The following is an 18,484-nucleotide window of genomic DNA, read 5'->3' on the forward strand; positions in this document are numbered from 1 at the left end:
GGCCTAAGGCGAGGCCGACAGGCGTAGTCGATGGATAACCGGTTGATATTCCGGTACCCGCTGTGAAGCGCCAAACATCGAATCAGGTGATGCTAAGCCCGTGAAGCCCCCTTGTTGATCCTTCGGGTGATGCGGGGTGTGGTGGAGCCGGTGATCCGAGCTTGTAGTAGGTGAGTGATGGGGTGACGCAGGAAGGTAGTCCAGCCCGGGCGGTGGTTGTCCCGGGGTAAGGGTGTGGCCCGTTGTGCAGGTAAATCCGCGCAACATTATGGGTGAGACCTGATGCCGAGCCGATTGTGGTGAAGTGGATGATCCTATGCTGTCGAGAAAAGCCTCTAGCGATGTTTCATGGCGGCCCGTACCCTAAACCGACTCAGGTGGTCAGGTAGAGTATACCGAGGCGTTCGGGTGAACTATGGTTAAGGAACTCGGCAAAATGCCCCCGTAACTTCGGGAGAAGGGGGGCCGCTTCCGGTGATCCGTTTTACACGGGGAGCTGGGGGTGGCCGCAGAGACCAGCGAGAAGCGACTGTTTACTAAAAACACAGGTCCGTGCGAAGCTGTAAGGCGATGTATACGGACTGACGCCTGCCCGGTGCTGGAACGTTAAGGGGACCGGTTAGTCACTCTTCGGGGTGGCGAAGCTGAGAACTTAAGCGCCAGTAAACGGCGGTGGTAACTATAACCATCCTAAGGTAGCGAAATTCCTTGTCGGGTAAGTTCCGACCTGCACGAATGGCGTAACGACTTCTCGACTGTCTCAACCATAGGCCCGGTGAAATTGCATTACGAGTAAAGATGCTCGTTTCGCGCAGCAGGACGGAAAGACCCCGGGACCTTTACTATAGCTTGATATTGGTGTTCGGTTCGGCTTGTGTAGGATAGGTGGGAGACTGTGAAGCGGCCACGCCAGTGGTTGTGGAGTCGTCGTTGAAATACCACTCTGGTCGTGTTGGATGTCTAACCTGGGTCCGTGATCCGGATCGGGGACAGTGTCTGGTGGGTAGTTTAACTGGGGCGGTTGCCTCCTAAAATGTAACGGAGGCGCCCAAAGGTTCCCTCAGCCTGGTTGGTCATCAGGTGGTGAGTGTAAGTGCACAAGGGAGCTTGACTGCGAGACTGACGGGTCGAGCAGGTGCGAAAGCAGGGACTAGTGATCCGGCGGTGGCTTGTGGGAGCGCCGTCGCTCAACGGATAAAAGGTACCCCGGGGATAACAGGCTGATCTTCCCCAAGAGTCCATATCGACGGGATGGTTTGGCACCTCGATGTCGGCTCGTCGCATCCTGGGGCTGGAGTCGGTCCCAAGGGTTGGGCTGTTCGCCCATTAAAGCGGCACGCGAGCTGGGTTTAGAACGTCGTGAGACAGTTCGGTCCCTATCCGCTGCGCGCGTAGGAGTCTTGAGAAGGGCTGTCCCTAGTACGAGAGGACCGGGACGGACGGACCTCTGGTGTGCCAGTTGTTCTGCCAAGGGCATGGCTGGTTGGCTACGTTCGGGAGGGATAACCGCTGAAAGCATCTAAGCGGGAAGCCTGCTTCGAGATGAGGACTCCCACCCCCTTTGAGGGGTTAAGGCCCCCTGTAGACGACGGGGTTGATAGGCCGGATCTGGAAGCCCTGTGAGGGGTGGAGGTGACCGGTACTAATAGGCCGAGGGCTTGTCCATAGCTGCTTGCGTCCACTGTGTGGGTTCTGAAACAACAACCCGCCCACATTCCATCCGCCACCACTGCATGTGTGGTGTGGGGTGGTGTGGGGGTGTGTTTCATAGTGTTTCGGTGGTCATAGCGTTGGGGAAACGCCCGGTCTCATTCCGAACCCGGAAGCTAAGCCCGACCGCGCCGATGGTACTGCATGGGGGACCGTGTGGGAGAGTAGGTCACCGCCGAACGATTTTTAGTACTCAACCCCCGGACATCGTCCGGGGGTTGAGTCATTTCCACACCCCGTGCGGGGCCCCGCCGTCCTACTCCCCGTTTCCGTTCATCTGGCCCGGCACCCGCATCGTCAGGATGGCCAGGTCGTCCGAGGCCGGCTCCGCCGCGAAGCGCTCCACCGTGCGCAGCACCCGTGCCGCCACCGCGCCTGCCGTGAGGCCCGTGCACGTCGTGAGGACGTCGATGAGGCCCTCGTCGCCGAGCATGCGGCTGCCTTCGCGGCGTTCCGTGACGCCGTCCGTGACGCAGAGGAGTACGTCGCCCGGGTCGAGGACGAGTTCCTCGCTGTGCAGCTCCAGGTCCTCCATGACGCCCAGCAGCGGCTGCGACTCCGTGGCCTGTTCCACCGTGCCGTCGGGGCGCAGGCGGAGCGGGGGCGGGTGGCCGGCGCAGACGGTTTTGAGGACCGCGCTGCCGTCCGGCTGGGGCCAGAGTTCGCCGTAGAGGAGGGTGAGGAAGCGGCCCCGTGCGCCCTCGTCGAGGATCGCGGCGTTGAGGCGCTCCAGTACCGCCGGGCCGCCGAAGCCCTCGCGGGCCAGCAGGCGCAGGGCCGTGCGGGCCAGGCCCGTGACGGCGGCGGCTTCCGGGCCCGTACCGCAGACGTCGCCGATGGCGAAGCCGTAGGCGCCGTCGCGGATCTCGAAGAGGTCGTAGAAGTCGCCGCCGACCTCGTTGCCCTCTCCCGCGGGGCGGTAGATGACCTCGACCTCGACGCCGGGGACGTCCGGCAGGCCCGGGGGCAGGAGGCTGCGCTGGAGGGACTGGCTGATGGTGGTGCGCTCGGAGTAGAGGCGCGCGTTGTCGAGGGCGAGGGCCGCGCGGCGGGAGAGGTCCTCGGCGAGTTCGAGGATCTCCTGGCGGAAGTGCTCGTCCGTGGGCTTGCCCAGGACGAGCATGCCGATCACGCGGTTGCGGGCGACGAGCGGTAGCACAACGGTTTCGCCACCGACGGTGGAGGCCGTGGCCAGGGATGTTTCGGCGTCTTCGGCGAGGGTCGTGTTGCCCGCGATGCTGAGGCTGAGGAACGAGCTGCGCATCGCCAGCGTGTGCGCCGCGTCGCCCGGGCCGCGCCACAGGCGGGCGCCGGGGACGAGAACGGCGTCCGGCGGGTCGATGCGGGAGAGCAGGACGCGCAGGTCGTCGATGCGCTCCTCGTCCTCGTGCAGGACGTAGCTGAGTTCGGGCTCGGCCTGCTCGGGAAGGGTGTAGACGGCGCACCAACTGGCCAGCGTGGGGACGATCATCTGGGCCATGAGGGCCAGCGTCTGGTCCCGGTCCAGGGTGCCGGCGAGCAGGTCGGAGGCTTCGACGAGGAAGGACAGGGAGCCGCGGCGCAGCCGCTCCAGCTCGCCGAGGCGGGCGGACTCGACGGCGAGCGCGATGCGGTCGGCGGCGAACTGGAGTCGCAGCGCTTCCTCGTTGGTGTAGCGGCCGGGGATCTCCGCGGCGACGCCGAGGGAGCCGGTGAGACGGCCCTCGACCTTCAGCGGCACGGAGACGACCGAGCGCATGCCGGTGGCGGCCAGCAGGGGTACGGCGTCGGGGTCGGCCATGAGGTCTTCGTGGACGGCCGGGAGGCGGGCGGAGCCGTAGCGGCTGCCGGTGCCGGTCTCGACGGGTACGCGCGCGAACCGCTGGCGCGCGGAGGGCAGTCCGGTGGAGGCCCGCACTTCGAGTTCCGTCTCGTCGTCGGTGGCGAGCAGCAGGTACGCGGCATCGCCGGCGAGCATGTCGCGGGCGCGCTCGACGGTGCGCTGGAGCAGGCCGTCGAGGTCGTCGGGGGAGGGGGTGCCGATGAACGCCTCGAAGGAGTCGCCGCCGGGGAAGGCGCCGGTGCGGCCCTCGCTGCCGGAGCTGTCGCCGGCGGGGGCGCGCAGCGGGCTCTGGAGGACGGCGCGTTCGCTGTCGCGGACCATGAGGCAGATCGTGGACGGGTCGCCGGCGGAGTTGCGCAGCCGCATGTGCGAGGCGTAGACGGGGGTGACGCGCCCGTCGTTGCAGCGGATGCCGTACGAGCCCTCCCAGCGGGACAGTTGCAGCGCCTCGACGAGGCCGGTGCCGGTGCCGGGGGTGTGGGGCCAGGCGGCGAGGTCGCCGAGGGGCTTGCCGACGACCTTCTCCGGTTCGTAGCCGAAGAGGTCGCGGGCGTCGTCGTTCCACTCGCTGACGAGGCCGCCGCGGTCGATGCGGACGACGGCGACGCGGATGCGCTCCTCGGCCAGCGGCAGCTCGTCGACGGGCAGCTCGGGGCCGGCGGCGCGGGTGCCGGCGGGCGGCTCGGCGACGGTGAGCTGGAACCAGACGCGCTTGTGCTCCGCGGTGTAGTCGACGCCCCAGCGGTTGGCGAGGGCGGCGCACAGCATCAGGCCGCGGCCTCCCTCGCGGTCGAGGGGGGTGGGCTGGAGCGAGGGGCTGTGCAGCGGCAACTCGCGCTCGGCGTGCCGGTCGGCTACCTCGACCCGTACCGCGTCGGCCAACCGGACACAGAGGACGTCTACCGCCGTACCCGCATGGATTATGGCATTTGTCACAAGTTCACTGGTCAGTACGACGGCGTCGTCGGTAGCCTCGGGGTAGCCCCAGCCCTGGAGGGTGTCGCGGACGAAGGTCCTGGCCGCGGCGACGGAGCGCCCGACCGGCTCGAAGGTGGCCGCAGCCCGCGCGGTGGTCACCAGCTCTCCTCTCGATGTGCCACTCTCCCGGCTGAAGGGATGGACGGCGGATGCCAGGGTACTTACCTTCACCCTGCGGACAGATGCCGGATCCTTCTCTTAACACTCGGAAAGTGCGCCTTAGCCGCCGAACTGTTATGGCCTGCCAGGGCCGGGGTGAAACACTGGGAAGGCTTCGGAGGGAGCCCGAGGCGAACGTCGACCCTGCGGGAGGGACACAGTGGAGTCTGACGCGAGCGCGCCAGGCGCGAGTCCGCGCACCAAGGGCGGGCGCTCCCGGACGCCCTCCGGGACTACACAGGTCGATACGGCCTCGCTGTATCGCCTGCTCGGGGCCCTGGAGTCCATGCGTGACGGCAACTTCCGCAAGCGCCTGAGGGTCGGCGGCGACGGCGTGATGTCCGAGATCGCCGAGGTCTTCAACGAGGTCGCGGAGCGTAACCTCCACGTCACCGGAGAGCTGTCGCGGGTGCGGCGGATGGTCGGCCGGGAGGGCAAGCTCGCCGAGCGGCTGGCGGCCGGGCCCTGCGAGGGGTCGTGGGCGGCGGCGGTCGACGCGTCGAATGCGCTGGTCGATGATCTCGTACGCCCCCTGGCCGACGTCGGCAGGGTGCTGACCGCCGTCGCGGACGGCGATCTCCAGCAGCGCATGGACCTGCGGCCGCAGGGACAGGACGGCGCCCCGCACCCGCTGCGGGGCGAAGTGCTGAAGATGGGCCGTACGGTCAACGGGCTGGTGGACCAGCTCTCCGTCTTCACCGACGAGGTGACCCGCGTCGCCAGCGAGGTCGGCACCGAGGGCAAGCTCGGCGGCCAGGCGAAGGTGCGCGGGATGTCCGGGTCCTGGAAGGACCTCACGGACTCCGTGAACACCATGGCGTACCGGCTGACGGCCCAGGTCCGCGACATCGCCCTGGTCACCACGGCGGTCGCCAAGGGCGACCTGTCGCGCAAGGTCACCGTGCACGTCGACGGCGAGATGCTCGAACTGAAGAACACCGTCAACACGATGGTGGACCAGCTCTCCGCGTTCTCCTCCGAGGTGACCCGGGTGGCCCGCGAGGTGGGCACCGAGGGCGAGCTGGGCGGGCAGGCGCAGGTCGAGGGCGTCGGCGGGGTGTGGAAGGACCTCACGGACAGCGTGAACCTGATGGCGGGCAACCTGACCGCCCAGGTCCGCGGCATCGCGCAGGTCACCACCGCGGTCGCCAACGGCGACCTGTCGCAGAAGGTGACCGTCAGCGCACGCGGCGAGGTCGCCCAGCTCGCGGACACGATCAACACCATGACCGAGACCCTGCGCACCTTCGCCGGCGAGGTCACGCGCATGGCCAGCGAGGTCGGCGCCGAGGGGCGGCTCGGCGGGCAGGCGCAGGTGCCGGGCGCGGCCGGGATCTGGAAGGACCTCACCGACTCGGTGAACACCGCCTTCTCCAACCTCACCCGGCAGGTGCGCGAGTTCGCGCAGGTGACGACGGCGGTGGCCAACGGCGACCTGTCGCAGAAGGTCACCGTGGACGTCTCCGGCGAGATGCTGGAGCTGAAGAACACCGTCAACACCATGGTCGACCAGTTGTCGTCCTTCGGCGCCGAGGTGACGCGGGTGGCCCGCGAGGTCGGCGTGGAGGGCGAGCTGGGCGGCCAGGCGCAGGTGCCGGGGGCCGCGGGCACGTGGAAGGACCTGGTCGACTCGGTCAACACGGCCTTCCGCAACCTGACCGGGCAGGTCCGCAACATCGCGCAGGTGACGACGGCGGTCGCGAACGGCGACCTGTCGCAGAAGGTCACCGTGGACGTCTCCGGCGAGATGCTCCAGCTCAAGAACACCGTGAACACGATGGTGGACCAGCTCTCCTCCTTCGCCGACCAGGTCACGCGGATGGCGCGGGACGTGGGCACGGAGGGCCGGCTCGGCGGCCAGGCGCGCGTCGAAGGGGTCTCGGGTACGTGGAAGGACCTGACCGACTCCGTCAACTTCATGGCGAGCAACCTGACGCTTCAGGTCCGCAACATCGCGCAGGTGACGACGGCCGTGGCGCGCGGCGACCTGTCGCAGAAGATCGAGGTCGACGCCCGCGGGGAGATCCTGGAGCTGAAGAACACCATCAACACGATGGTCGACCAGCTCTCGTCGTTCGCGGAGCAGGTCACGCGGGTGGCGCGCGAGGTCGGCACGGAAGGCCGGCTCGGCGGGCAGGCCCGGGTGCAGGGCGTCGCCGGCGTCTGGCGCGACCTGACGGACTCGGTCAACTTCATGGCCGGCAACCTGACCGGGCAGGTCCGCAACATCGCCCAGGTCGCGACGGCGGTCGCGCGCGGCGACCTCTCGCAGAAGATCGACGTGGACGCCCGCGGCGAGATCCTGGAGCTGAAGAACACCCTGAACACGATGGTCGACCAGCTCTCCTCGTTCGCCGAGCAGGTGACGCGGGTGGCCCGCGAGGTCGGCACCGAGGGCGAGCTGGGCGGCCAGGCGGAGGTCCAGGGCGTCTCCGGTACGTGGAAGGACCTCACCCAGTCCGTCAACTCCATGGCGAACAACCTGACCTCGCAGGTGCGCAGCATCGCCGAGGTCACCACAGCGGTGGCGCGCGGCGACCTGTCCAAGAAGATCACCGTCGACGCGCGGGGCGAGATCCTCGAACTCGTGACGACGGTGAACACGATGGTCGACCAACTGTCGTCGTTCGCCGAGCAGGTCACGCGGGTGGCCCGCGAGGTGGGCACGGAGGGCCAGCTCGGCGGCCAGGCGCGGGTGCGCGGGGTCTCCGGCATCTGGAAGGACCTCACCGACAACGTGAACCAGATGGCGGTCAACCTGACCAGCCAGGTGCGCAACATCTCCCAGGTCGCCACCGCCGTCGCCAACGGCGACCTGACCCGTACGGTCACCGTCGAGGCCCGCGGCGAGGTCCAGCAGCTCGCCGCCACCGTCAACACCATGGTCAAGACGCTGTCGTCGTTCGCCGCCGAGGTCACCCGCGTCGCCCGCGAGGTCGGCACGGACGGCCGGCTCGGCGGCCAGGCCCGCGTGCCCGGCGTCTCGGGTACGTGGAAGGACCTCACCGAGTCCGTGAACTCGATGGCGTCCAACCTCACCAACCAGGTGCGCAACATCGCCATGGTGACCACCGCCGTGGCCAGCGGCGACCTGTCGAAGAAGATCGACGTGGCCGCGCAGGGCGAGATCCTGGAGCTGAAGACCACGATCAACACGATGGTCGACCAGCTCTCGTCCTTCGGCGACGAGGTCACCCGGGTCTCCCGCGAGGTGGGCACCGAGGGCCGGCTCGGCGGGCAGGCGCGGGTGCGGGGGGTCTCCGGGATCTGGAAGGACCTCACGGAGTCCGTGAACCTGATGGCGAACAACCTGACCAGTCAGGTGCGGCAGATCGCCCAGGTGGCCACCGCGGTGACCCGCGGCGATCTGAACCTCAAGATCGACGTGGACGCCTACGGCGAGATGATGGAGCTCCAGGACCACATCAACACGATGATCGTGAAGCTCCGTGAGACGACCATCGCCAACAAGGAGCAGGACTGGCTCAAGGGCAACCTCGCCCGCATCTCCGGCCTGCTCCAGGGCCGCCGCGACCTCGCCGACGTCGCGCGGCTGATCATGAGCGAGCTGACGCCGGTGGTCGCCGCGCAGCACGGCGCGTTCTTCCTGGTGCAGCGCTCCGGCGCCGAGGCCGTCGTGGAGATCGGCGCGGCCAGCGGGGACGACGCGTACGAGCTGCGGATGATCGGTTCGTACGGGCACTCCGGGAACGAGCTGCCGCACATCCTGCGGCCCGGCGAGACGCTCGTGGGCACCGCCGCGCAGGAGCGGCGCCCGATCGTCGTGGAGAACGTGCCCAAGGGCTATCTGAAGATCGCCTCGGGGCTCGGCGAGGCGCCGCCGGCGCATGTCATCGTGCTCCCGCTGATCTTCGAGGGCCGGGTGCTGGGCGTGGTGGAGCTGGCGTCGTTCCAGCCGTTCACCCAGATCCAGAAGGACTTCCTGGGCCAGATCGCCGAGGTCATCGCCACCAGCGTCAACACCATCAGCGTCAACTCCAAGACCGAGGTGCTGCTCAGCCAGTCCCAGGAGCTGGCGGCGCAGTTGCGCGACCGGCAGGGCGAGCTGGAGGTGCGGCAGAAGGCGCTCCAGGAGTCGAACGCGGAGCTGGAGGAGAAGGCCGAGCTGCTGGCCCGGCAGAACCGCGACATCGAGATCAAGAACGTCGAGATCGAGGAGGCCAAGCAGGGCCTGGAGGAGCGGGCCGAGCAGCTCGCGGTCTCGATGCGGTACAAGTCCGAGTTCCTGGCGAACATGTCGCACGAGCTGCGCACGCCGCTGAACTCCCTGCTGATCCTGGCGAAGCTGCTCGCCGACAACGGCGACGGGAACCTGACGCCGAAGCAGGTGGAGTTCGCCGAGACGATCCACGGCGCGGGCTCGGACCTGCTCCAGCTCATCAACGACATCCTCGACCTGTCGAAGGTCGAGGCGGGCAAGATGGACGTGAGCCCCACCCGGATCGCGCTGGTGCAGCTCGTCGACTACGTGGAGGCGACGTTCCGGCCGCTGACGGCCGAGAAGGGCCTCGACTTCTCCGTACGGGTCTCGCCCGATCCGCCGGCGACGCTCAGCACCGACCAGCAGCGGCTGCTCCAGGTGCTGCGCAACCTGCTGTCGAACGCGGTGAAGTTCACCGACAGCGGCACGGTGGAACTGCTGATCCGCACGGCGAAGGACGACGTGCCGCGGGACATCAAGGAACAACTGCTGGAGCAGGGCGCGCTGCGCGACCCGGGCGCGGAGCTGATCGCGTTCTCCGTGACCGACACGGGGATCGGCATCCCGGCGAACAAGATGGGCGTGATCTTCGAGGCGTTCAAGCAGGCCGACGGCACGACGAGCCGCAAGTACGGCGGCACGGGGCTGGGGCTGTCGATCAGCCGCGAGATCGCCCGGCTGCTCGGCGGCGAGATCCACGTCGACAGCGAGCCGGGCCGCGGTTCGACGTTCACGCTGTACCTGCCGCTGCACCCGACCGAGCTGCCGGCCCCCGGGCTGCCGGGCGCGGGCGCCGCCGTCACGGGTGCGCTCGCGGCGGGCCTGGAGCAGGCCGAGGCGGCGAGCGCCGTCGCCGGTGCCGCCGAGGTCGAGGCGCTGCCTCCGGGACGTACGAGGAACTCCTCTGACGGGCTCTCAGGGCCCGCGGGGCAGCCGGACGGGTCCACGGGCGACGCGGGGGCCCTGGACGCCTCAGGGGCGCCTGGAGCCGCTTCGGACGCCGTACCCGTGGACGGCGGGGGGCTGGAGGGGGAGCTGTCGCAGCGGTCGCCGTCGCCGCGCTTCCAGGGCACGTTCCGCGGCGAGAAGGTCCTCATCGTGGACGACGACATCCGCAACGTCTTCGCGCTGACCAGCGTGCTGGAGCAGCACGGGCTCGCGGTGCTGTACGCCGAGAACGGCCGCGAGGGCATCGAGGTGCTGGAGCAGCACGAGGACGTGGCCGTGGTGCTGATGGACATCATGATGCCGGAGATGGACGGCTACGCCACGACGGAGGCGATCCGCCGGATGCCGCAGTTCGCCGGGCTGCCCATCATCGCGCTGACCGCGAAGGCGATGAAGGGCGACAAGGAGAAGAGCATCGAAGCGGGCGCATCGGACTATGTAACCAAACCGGTGGATACCGATAGATTGCTCAACGTTATGACCGACTGGATGAGCGGAGAGTAGTCAAATCCTCGTGAGTTCCTGCTCTTTGATGACTCAGTGTGTCCAAATGCGTGTGAGAACGCGGGATTCCGGGAACCAAACTGATCGCAGGCGCGTTGTCGCAGTGTTCGCAGTGACAACTCGGTGACAGGGTGTGGCGAGTCTCGGGGTGTGGATACGATGACCGGCACGAGGGCGGGCGGCATGGTGGGCGCGTCTTTGGCGACGAGGACCGGCACACCGCCGGGGCGAGGAGGGCAGGCCATGGTGCAGAAGGCCAAGATTCTCCTGGTCGATGACCGGCCGGAGAATCTGCTGGCGCTGGAGGCCATCCTTTCCGCGCTGGATCAGCACCTGGTCCGGGCGTCGTCCGGGGAGGAAGCGCTCAAAGCGCTGCTGACCGAGGATTTCGCGGTGATCCTGCTCGACGTGCAGATGCCGGGCATGGACGGGTTCGAGACCGCGGCGCACATCAAGCGCCGTGAGCGCACCCGCGACATCCCGATCATCTTCCTCACGGCCATCAACCACGGCCCGCACCACACGTTCCGCGGCTACGCCGCCGGAGCCGTCGACTACATCTCCAAGCCCTTCGACCCCTGGGTGCTGCGGGCCAAGGTCTCGGTCTTCGTCGAGCTGTACATGAAGAACCTCCAGCTTCGCGAGCAGGCCGGCCTGCTGCGGCTCCAGCTCGAAGGCGCCCAGAAGGGCAACGGCGACGGCGCCGCGCAGACCGGGCTGCTGGCCGAGCTGTCCGCGCGGCTCGCCGCCGCGGAGGAGCAGGCCGAGGCGCTGTCGAAGCAGCTCAGCGGGGCCAACGCGGAGTCGGCCGTGGTCGCGACCGCGGCCCACCTGGAGCGGAAACTCACCGGGCTGCGCAAGGCGATCGACGCCCTGGAGCCCGGCTCCCGCGCCGACACGGAGTAGCCCGGCCGGGCCGGCCGGACCCGGCTGCGCGGGGGATGCGTACCTGCACGTCCTACGTGTCCCCCGCGTGCGCTGCCGGTAATCTCGCACCTATGGCCTCACGTACCTCTGGCAGCGGCAACTCCCGGCAGCGGTCCGGAGGTAGCACGGCCAAAAAGCCCGCGGCGAAGAAGGCGCCCGTGAAGAAGGCACCCGCCGGGAAGCCGCCGCCGAAGAAGGCCGCGGGCGCGGCCAAGAAGGCGCCGGCCAAGAAGCCCGCCCCCTCCCCGACCTCCGGTGTGCTGCGGCTGCTGCGCGCGATCTGGCTCGGCCTCGCCGGCCTCGTCGGCGTCCTCTTCCGCGGCATAGGACGCGGCGCCAAGGGCCTCGACCCCGCCCACCGCAAGGACGGCCTGGCGCTGCTGCTGCTCGGCATCGCCCTGATCGTCGCCGCCGGCACCTGGTCGAACCTCCAGGGCCCGGTGGGCGAGCTGGTCGAGATCCTGGTCACCGGCGCCTTCGGCCGCCTCGACCTGCTGGTGCCGATCCTGCTGGCCACCATCGCCGTACGACTCATCCGCCACCCCGAGAAGACCGAGGCCAACGGGCGTATCGTCATCGGCCTGTCCGCCCTGGTCATCGGCGTGCTCGGGCTCGTGCACCTGGCCTGCGGCACCCCCGGGCGCGGCGAGGGCACGCAGACCATCAGGGACTCCGGCGGCTTCGTCGGCTGGGCCGTGTCCCGGCCGCTGGTCACCACCCTCGGCGACGTGCTCGCGCTGCCGCTGCTGGTGCTGCTCACCATCTTCGGGCTGCTCGTCGTCACGGCCACGCCGGTCGCGGCGATCCCGGACCGGATCCACTCCGCCGGCGTGCGGCTCGGCCTCGTACAGCCGCGGCCCGATCCGGCGGTGGCGGCCAAGGCGGAGGACTTCGACGACGACTGGCGCGACGGCCTGGTCCGTACGGACGAGGACGACGAGGAAGACGACGGGCCCCCGCCGCCGCGCCGCCGCCGGACCCGCAGGACCGGCCCCGCCGCCCCGGCCGCCGCCAAGCGCCGTGCCGCGCCCGACCGCGACTACGGCGGCATGGACCCCATCGACGCCGCCGCCGCCGCGGCCACCGACCTCGACGGCGCCGTGCTGCACGGCGTCCAGCCCTCCCCGCTGCTCGCCCACCTCACCCACGGCGTCGCCGAGCGCACCGGGGGCGTACCGGCCGCGCGCGAGGAGCCGGGCGCGGACGAGCCGGGCGCGGAGGAAGCGGAGGCCGTACGCTCCGCAAACCGGGAACAGTCGGTCCCCGACCTCACCAAGCAGGCCGCCGAGCCCGACCCCACCGTCCTGCCGCCGCGCGCCGAGCAGCTCCAGCTCTCCGGCGACATCACCTACGCGCTGCCGTCCCTCGACGTCCTGGGCCGCGGCGGCCCCGGCCGTACGCGCAGCGCTGCCAACGACGTCGTCGTCGCCTCCCTCACCCAGGTCTTCACCGAGTTCAAGGTCGATGCCGCCGTCACCGGCTTCACCCGCGGGCCGACCGTCACGCGGTACGAGGTGGAGCTGGGCCCCGCCGTGAAGGTCGAGCGCATCACGGCGCTGACGAAGAACATCGCCTACGCCGTCGCCAGCCCCGACGTGCGCATCATCAGCCCCATCCCCGGCAAGTCCGCCGTCGGCATCGAAATCCCCAACAGCGACCGCGAGATGGTCAAGCTCGGCGACGTGCTGCGCTCCGCGGAGGCGGCCGGCGAGGAGCATCCGATGCTCGTCGGCCTCGGCAAGGACGTCGAGGGCGGCTACGTCTCGGCCAACCTCGCCAAGATGCCGCACATCCTCATCGCCGGCGCCACCGGCTCCGGCAAGTCGTCCTGCATCAACTGCCTGATCACCTCCGTCATGGCGCGGGCCACGCCGGAGGACGTGCGGATGGTGCTGGTCGACCCCAAGCGGGTGGAGCTGACCGCGTACGAGGGCATCCCGCACCTGATCACGCCGATCATCACCAACCCCAAGCGGGCCGCCGAGGCGCTCCAGTGGGTCGTCCGCGAGATGGACCTGCGCTACGACGACCTCGCCGCGTACGGCTACCGCCACATCGACGACTTCAACGCCGCCGTCCGCTCCGGCAAGGCCACCGCCCCGCCCGGCAGCGAACGGGACCTGGCGCCGTACCCGTACCTGCTGGTGATCGTCGACGAGCTGGCCGACCTGATGATGGTCGCGCCGCGGGACGTCGAGGACGCGATCGTACGGATCACGCAGCTCGCCCGCGCCGCCGGCATCCACCTGGTGCTCGCCACCCAGCGCCCCAGCGTCGACGTCGTCACCGGCCTCATCAAGGCGAACGTGCCCTCCCGGCTGGCCTTCGCGACCTCCTCCCTCGCCGACAGCCGCGTCATCCTCGACCAGGCCGGCGCCGAGAAGCTGATCGGCAAGGGCGACGGGCTGTTCCTGCCGATGGGCGCGAACAAGCCGGTCCGGCTCCAGGGCGCGTACGTCGAGGAGGAGGAGGTCGCCTCGGTCGTGCAGCACTGCAAGGACCAGATGGCGCCGGTCTTCCGCGAGGACGTCGTGGTCGGCGGGGCGAAGAAGAAGGAGATCGACGAGGAGATCGGCGACGACCTCGATCTGCTGTGCCAGGCGGCCGAGCTGGTGGTCTCCACGCAGTTCGGCTCCACCTCGATGCTCCAGCGCAAGCTGCGGGTCGGGTTCGCCAAGGCGGGGCGGCTGATGGACCTGATGGAGTCACGTGGGATCGTCGGTCCGAGTGAGGGTTCGAAGGCCCGGGACGTACTCATCAAACCGGATGAAATGGACGGAGTGCTCGCCCAACTGCGGGGGCAGGATCATCCGTAACGGCGATGAGGGCAACCGGTTCGGCGTCTGATGCGTCACATCAATGGGCCGCGCGGGTGATCCCGCGGTCGGGCAGTACGTCTATCCCGATGGCCCATTAAGTGTGCTCGACCGGTTGGCCGATCCTTTTACAACCCCCCTAGACTGAACACCCGGCAGGTGGCTCACCCCGAAAGGCGCCCACGTGTCCCTCGGCAACTCCCCCACAGGCGACCGTCCTTCCGTCGGTCGCGCACTTCAGCAGGCCCGCCTTGATGCCAAGCTGTCCGTCGAACAGGTCAGCTTGTCCACGCGTGTGCGCATTCCGATCATCCATGCCATCGAACAGGACGACTTCTCCCGCTGCGGCGGTGACGTCTACGCCCGCGGGCATGTGCGAACCCTGGCGCGGGCGGTCGGCCTGGAGGCGGAGGACCTGGTCGGGCAGTACGACGCGGAGCACGGCGGCCGGCCGGTGCCGACGCCCGCCGCGCCGATGTTCGAGGCCGAGCGCATCCGCCCCGAGCCGCGCCGCCCCAACTGGACCGCCGCCATGGTCGCCGCGATCGTGGCCGTCGTCGGCTTCGTGGGGTTCACCGTCTTCAGCGGCGGCGACGAGGACGAGCCGGACGGCTCCTCGGTCGCCGGGGAGTCGCAGGGGTCCGACAAGTCCGAGGACCCCGACTCCGGCAAGGACGCGGGCGAGGACAAGCAGAGCCCGGACCCCTCGGACAGCGCGGTGGCCGGTGCGCCGCCGGACAAGGTGACGCTGCGGATCGTCGCCGCGGACGGGCAGAGCTGGATCTCCGCGCAGGGCGCCGACGGGCGCGAGCTGGAGGAGGGCGTCCTCGCGCAGGGCGACTCCGTCACCGTCACCGACAGCGAGAAGATCTACCTCGTCCTCGGCAACGCCGGCGGCGTCGACCTGTTCGTCAACGGCAAGCAGATCGCCGAGGACTTCCAGCCCGGCGAGGTCGAGCGGCTGACGTACACCAAGGGCGATCCGGAAGCCGGCTGACCGGCCCGGTCGGGCGGCTGCGCGGGCCCGGCCTGCGGCAAGGCTCGTACGCCCGTACCCTCGCTCTTCCGTGCTTCGGACGGGCGTGCGGAATGCGGCTGGTCGGCGGCGGTTTGCGGGCGCGGGACGAAGTAGGCTGAGCCCCATGCCTGAACGCCGTACCGTCGCCCTCGTCACGCTTGGCTGCGCCCGGAACGAGGTGGACTCGGAGGAGCTCGCGGGCCGCCTGGCGGCGGACGGCTGGGACCTCGTCACGGACGCCGCCGCCGCGGACGTCGCCGTCGTGAACACCTGCGGGTTCGTCGAAGCCGCCAAGAAGGACTCCGTCGACGCCCTGCTGGAGGCCAACGACCTCAAGGACACCGGCCGTACGCAGGCGGTTGTGGCCGTCGGCTGCATGGCCGAGCGGTACGGCAAGGAGCTGGCCGACGCGCTCCCGGAGGCGGACGGCGTCCTCGGCTTCGACGACTACACCGACATCTCCGAGCGGCTCCAGACCATCCTCTCCGGCGGCGGCCACGCCGCGCACACCCCGCGGGACCGCCGCAAGCTGCTGCCGATCAGCCCCGCGGAGCGGCAGGACGCCGCCGCCCGGGGCGCGGCGGCGCTGCCGGGACACGGCGACGCGGCTCCCGCAGCCTCCGCGGCCCCCGCCGGCGCGGCCCCGTCCGCTCCCGCCGACCTGCCCGCCGGGGTCGCCCCCGCCTCCGGGCCGCGGCCGCCGCTGCGCCGCCGGCTGGGCTCGGGGCCGGTCGCCTCGGTCAAGCTGGCCTCCGGCTGCGACCGCCGATGTACGTTCTGCGCCATCCCCTCCTTCCGCGGCTCCTTCGTCTCCCGCCGCCCCTCCGACGTCCTCGGCGAAACGCGCTGGCTGGCCGGGCAGGGCGTCCGGGAGATCATGCTCGTCTCGGAGAACAACACCTCGTACGGCAAGGACCTCGGCGACGTGCGGCTGCTGGAGACGCTGCTGCCGGAACTGGCCGCCGTGGACGGCATCGAGCGGATCCGGGTCAGCTATCTCCAGCCCGCCGAGATGCGCCCCGGGCTGATCGACGTGCTGACGTCGACGGAGAAGGTGGCGCCGTACTTCGACCTGTCCTTCCAGCACGCGGCCCCCGAGGTGCTGCGCGCGATGCGCCGCTTCGGGGACACCGAGCGGTTCCTCCAGTTGCTGGGGGAGATCCGCTCGCGGGCGCCGGAGGCGGGCGCGCGGTCGAACTTCATCGTCGGCTTCCCCGGCGAGACCGAGCGGGACGTCGAGGAGCTGGAGCGCTTCCTCACCGCCGCGCGGCTGGACGCCGTGGGGATCTTCGGCTACTCCGACGAGGAGGGCACGGAGGCCGCGGGGTACGCCTCGAAGATCGCGCCGGAGGCGGTCGCGGAGCGGCTGGCGCACATGACGCGGCTGGCGGAGGAGCTGACGGCGCAGCGGGCCGAGGAGCGGGTGGGCGAGACGGTACGGGTCCTGGTGGACGCGGTGGAGGACGCCGAGGCCGACGCCGGCCTCGGGGCCGACGCCGGCTCCGCCGGGGAGGTCGTCGGCCGGGCGGCGCACCAGGCGCCCGAGACGGACGGCGTGACGCTGCTCGCCGGCGGGACCGCCCGGCAGGCGGCGCCCGGGGCGCTGGTCACCGCCAAGGTGGTGGCGAGCGAAGGCGTGGACCTGGTGGCGGAACCGATAGGCGAGCCCGATCGGCGGCGGCCCCGGGAGCCGGCCGAGGAGGCCGCGAGATGAGCCCCGCCCCGGCCGTCGGTCAGGCCGGTCTGTGGAACATCGCCAACGTCCTCACCATGGTGCGGCTGCTGCTCGTACCGGCGTTCGTGCTGCTCATGGCCGCCCACGGCGGCCATGATCCGGCCTGGCGCTCGTTCGCATGGGCCGCCTTCACGGTCGCCATGATCACCGACCTCTTCGACGGGGAACTGGCCCGCCGCTACGACCTCGTCACCGACTTCGGCAAGATCGCCGACCCCATCGCCGACAAGGCGATCATGGGCGCCGCGCTGATCTGCCTGTCGGCGCTGGGCGACCTGCCCTGGTGGGTGACGATCGTGATCCTGGCGCGGGAGATCGGCATCACCCTCATGCGGTTCTGGGTGATCAGGCACGGTGTCATCCCTGCCAGCCGGGGCGGGAAGCTGAAGACCCTGGCCCAGGGGGTGGCCGTGGGCATGTACATCCTCACCCTCACCGGACCGCTCGCCACGCTGCGCTTCTGGATCATGGCCGCCGCCGTGGTCCTGACCGTGGTGACCGGCCTGGACTACGTCAAGCAGGCGATCGTGCTCCGCCGCAGGGGGCTGGCCGCCGAACGGGAGCAGAGAGTCCAGTGACCACACAGAACACCGACGGGACCGCTGCCGACCTCCTCGCCCTGTGCGAGGAGCGCGGCGTCACCCTCGCCGTCGCCGAATCCCTCACCGGCGGGCTCGTCGCCGCCGAGATCACCGCGGTGCCGGGCGCCTCCCGGTCGTTCCGGGGCGCCGTCACCACGTACGCCACCGACCTCAAGCGGGACGTGCTCGGCGTCGACAGTTCGCTGCTCGCCCAGCGCGGTGCCGTCGACGGCGAGGTCGCCCGGCAGATGGCCTCCGGGGTGCGCTGGCGGCTCGGCGCCGACTGGGCGGTGGCGACGACGGGAGTCGCCGGGCCGGATCCGCAGGACGGGCAGCCGCCGGGTACCGTCTTCGTCGCCGTGGCCGGTCCCGAAGGGCGCAGCGAGACGCGGTCGCTGAACCTGGCGGGGTCTCGTACGGAGATCCGCACGGCCGCCGTGGGGGAGGCGCTGGCCCTCCTGCGGCGCCACCTGGACGCGGCACCGAAGGGGCAAGACGGGCGGAAATACCCGGAAAATCCTGATCAGGAGGCTCCTTATTCCTCGCTTGGCGAACGGTGAAGATGACTTCCGTCGCCGCACTGTCACGGTCCGAGGCGGTACGGTGGAGCAGAGAGGATCCGGATCCGAGGTCCTAGGAGGGAGCCACGCATGATTCTGCTCCGTCGCCTGCTGGGTGACGTGCTGCGCCGGCAGCGACAGCGCCAGGGCCGGACGCTGCGCGAGGTTTCCTCGTCAGCGCGTGTTTCCCTCGGCTACCTGTCGGAGGTCGAGCGAGGTCAGAAGGAAGCCTCCTCCGAGCTGCTCAACTCCATCTGCGAGGCCCTGGACGTCCGGATGTCCGAGCTGATGCGCGAGGTGAGCGGCGAGCTGGCGCTCGCGGAGCTGGCCCAGTCGGCCGCGGCCACCGAGCCCATCCCCGCCCCCGTACGGTCGTTCACCGTGACGTCGGTGACGGGCATGCCCGACGAGCGGGTCACCATCAAGGCCCCCAAGGAGCCCGATCCCGTCGCGGCCTGAGGGTCGAGAGCCTGCCACCAGAGCCCGGTTCGCCGTCGGCGGAGC

8 protein-coding genes, 2 rRNA genes and 1 pseudogene (1 of these 11 cut by a window edge) are annotated in these 18,484 nt (G+C 69.9%); 10 read left to right on the top strand and 1 reads right to left on the bottom strand.

Annotated features, from left to right (window positions below; genetic code table 11):
• Positions 1-1,666: ribosomal RNA gene (locus tag QBL21_RS09370) — 23S ribosomal RNA — on the top strand (it extends 1,465 nt beyond the left edge of the window).
• 108 nt (positions 1,667-1,774) lie between these two features.
• Positions 1,775-1,891, top strand: a 5S ribosomal RNA gene (gene rrf, locus QBL21_RS09375).
• 75 nt (positions 1,892-1,966) lie between these two features.
• Here the strand turns inward: rrf and QBL21_RS09380 are convergent.
• Entirely contained in the window at positions 1,967-4,609 is a 2,643-nt protein-coding gene (locus QBL21_RS09380; RefSeq protein ID WP_407561573.1) for a SpoIIE family protein phosphatase, read from the bottom strand.
• Between the two features lie 346 nt (positions 4,610-4,955).
• Here QBL21_RS09380 and QBL21_RS09385 point away from each other — a divergent pair, with 346 nt between their 5' ends.
• From QBL21_RS09385 to QBL21_RS09420, 8 genes and pseudogenes are all read left to right on the top strand, one after another.
• Positions 4,956-10,343 carry a HAMP domain-containing protein gene (locus tag QBL21_RS09385; RefSeq protein ID WP_407561575.1) on the top strand — a complete coding sequence of 1,796 codons (5,388 nt, stop codon included), beginning with the start codon at positions 4,956-4,958 and terminating at the stop codon, positions 10,341-10,343.
• A gap of 243 nt (positions 10,344-10,586) precedes the next feature.
• Positions 10,587-11,249, top strand: a complete 663-nt coding sequence (locus QBL21_RS09390) for a two-component system response regulator (protein ID WP_407561576.1) — start codon at positions 10,587-10,589, stop codon at positions 11,247-11,249.
• Positions 11,250-11,341: 92 nt separating this feature from the next.
• Positions 11,342-14,086 (top strand): DNA translocase FtsK, encoded by a 2,745-nt coding sequence (locus QBL21_RS09395; RefSeq protein WP_407561577.1) that lies wholly within the window; start codon positions 11,342-11,344, stop codon positions 14,084-14,086.
• 184 nt (positions 14,087-14,270) lie between these two features.
• Positions 14,271-15,083, top strand: a complete 813-nt coding sequence (locus QBL21_RS09400; protein WP_407561579.1) for a helix-turn-helix domain-containing protein — start codon at positions 14,271-14,273, stop codon at positions 15,081-15,083.
• A 145-nt stretch (positions 15,084-15,228) separates the two neighbouring features.
• Positions 15,229-16,818, top strand: a complete 1,590-nt coding sequence (gene rimO, locus QBL21_RS09405; RefSeq protein ID WP_407561581.1) for a 30S ribosomal protein S12 methylthiotransferase RimO — start codon at positions 15,229-15,231, stop codon at positions 16,816-16,818.
• Between the two features lie 5 nt (positions 16,819-16,823).
• Positions 16,824-17,417, top strand: a pseudogene (gene pgsA / locus QBL21_RS09410) (CDP-diacylglycerol--glycerol-3-phosphate 3-phosphatidyltransferase); the annotation flags it as partial.
• Positions 17,414-17,980: a CinA family protein gene (locus QBL21_RS09415; protein ID WP_407561583.1), complete on the top strand. Its 567-nt coding sequence runs from the start codon at positions 17,414-17,416 to the stop codon at positions 17,978-17,980. The pseudogene pgsA and the gene QBL21_RS09415, both read left to right, overlap by 4 nt.
• A gap of 90 nt (positions 17,981-18,070) precedes the next feature.
• A complete protein-coding gene (locus tag QBL21_RS09420; RefSeq protein ID WP_018838068.1) occupies positions 18,071-18,439 on the top strand; it encodes a helix-turn-helix domain-containing protein in 369 nt (122 codons plus the stop codon).
• The last annotated feature ends 45 nt before the right edge of the window (positions 18,440-18,484 follow it).

Source organism: Streptomyces sp. 184, from assembly GCF_045781775.1.
GTDB lineage: Bacteria > Actinomycetota > Actinomycetes > Streptomycetales > Streptomycetaceae > Streptomyces.

What these genes read in the sequence shown, in the direction of transcription:
- QBL21_RS09395 (WP_407561577.1), top strand. Translation starts at nt 11,342, where the DNA reads ATGGCCTCACGTACCTCTGGCAGCGGCAACTCCCGGCAGCGGTCCGGA.
- QBL21_RS09390 (WP_407561576.1), top strand. Translation starts at nt 10,587, where the DNA reads ATGGTGCAGAAGGCCAAGATTCTCCTGGTCGATGACCGGCCGGAGAAT.
- QBL21_RS09385 (WP_407561575.1), top strand. Translation starts at nt 4,956, where the DNA reads ATGCGTGACGGCAACTTCCGCAAGCGCCTGAGGGTCGGCGGCGACGGC.
- rimO (WP_407561581.1), top strand. Translation starts at nt 15,229, where the DNA reads ATGCCTGAACGCCGTACCGTCGCCCTCGTCACGCTTGGCTGCGCCCGG.
- QBL21_RS09420 (WP_018838068.1), top strand. Translation starts at nt 18,071, where the DNA reads ATGATTCTGCTCCGTCGCCTGCTGGGTGACGTGCTGCGCCGGCAGCGA.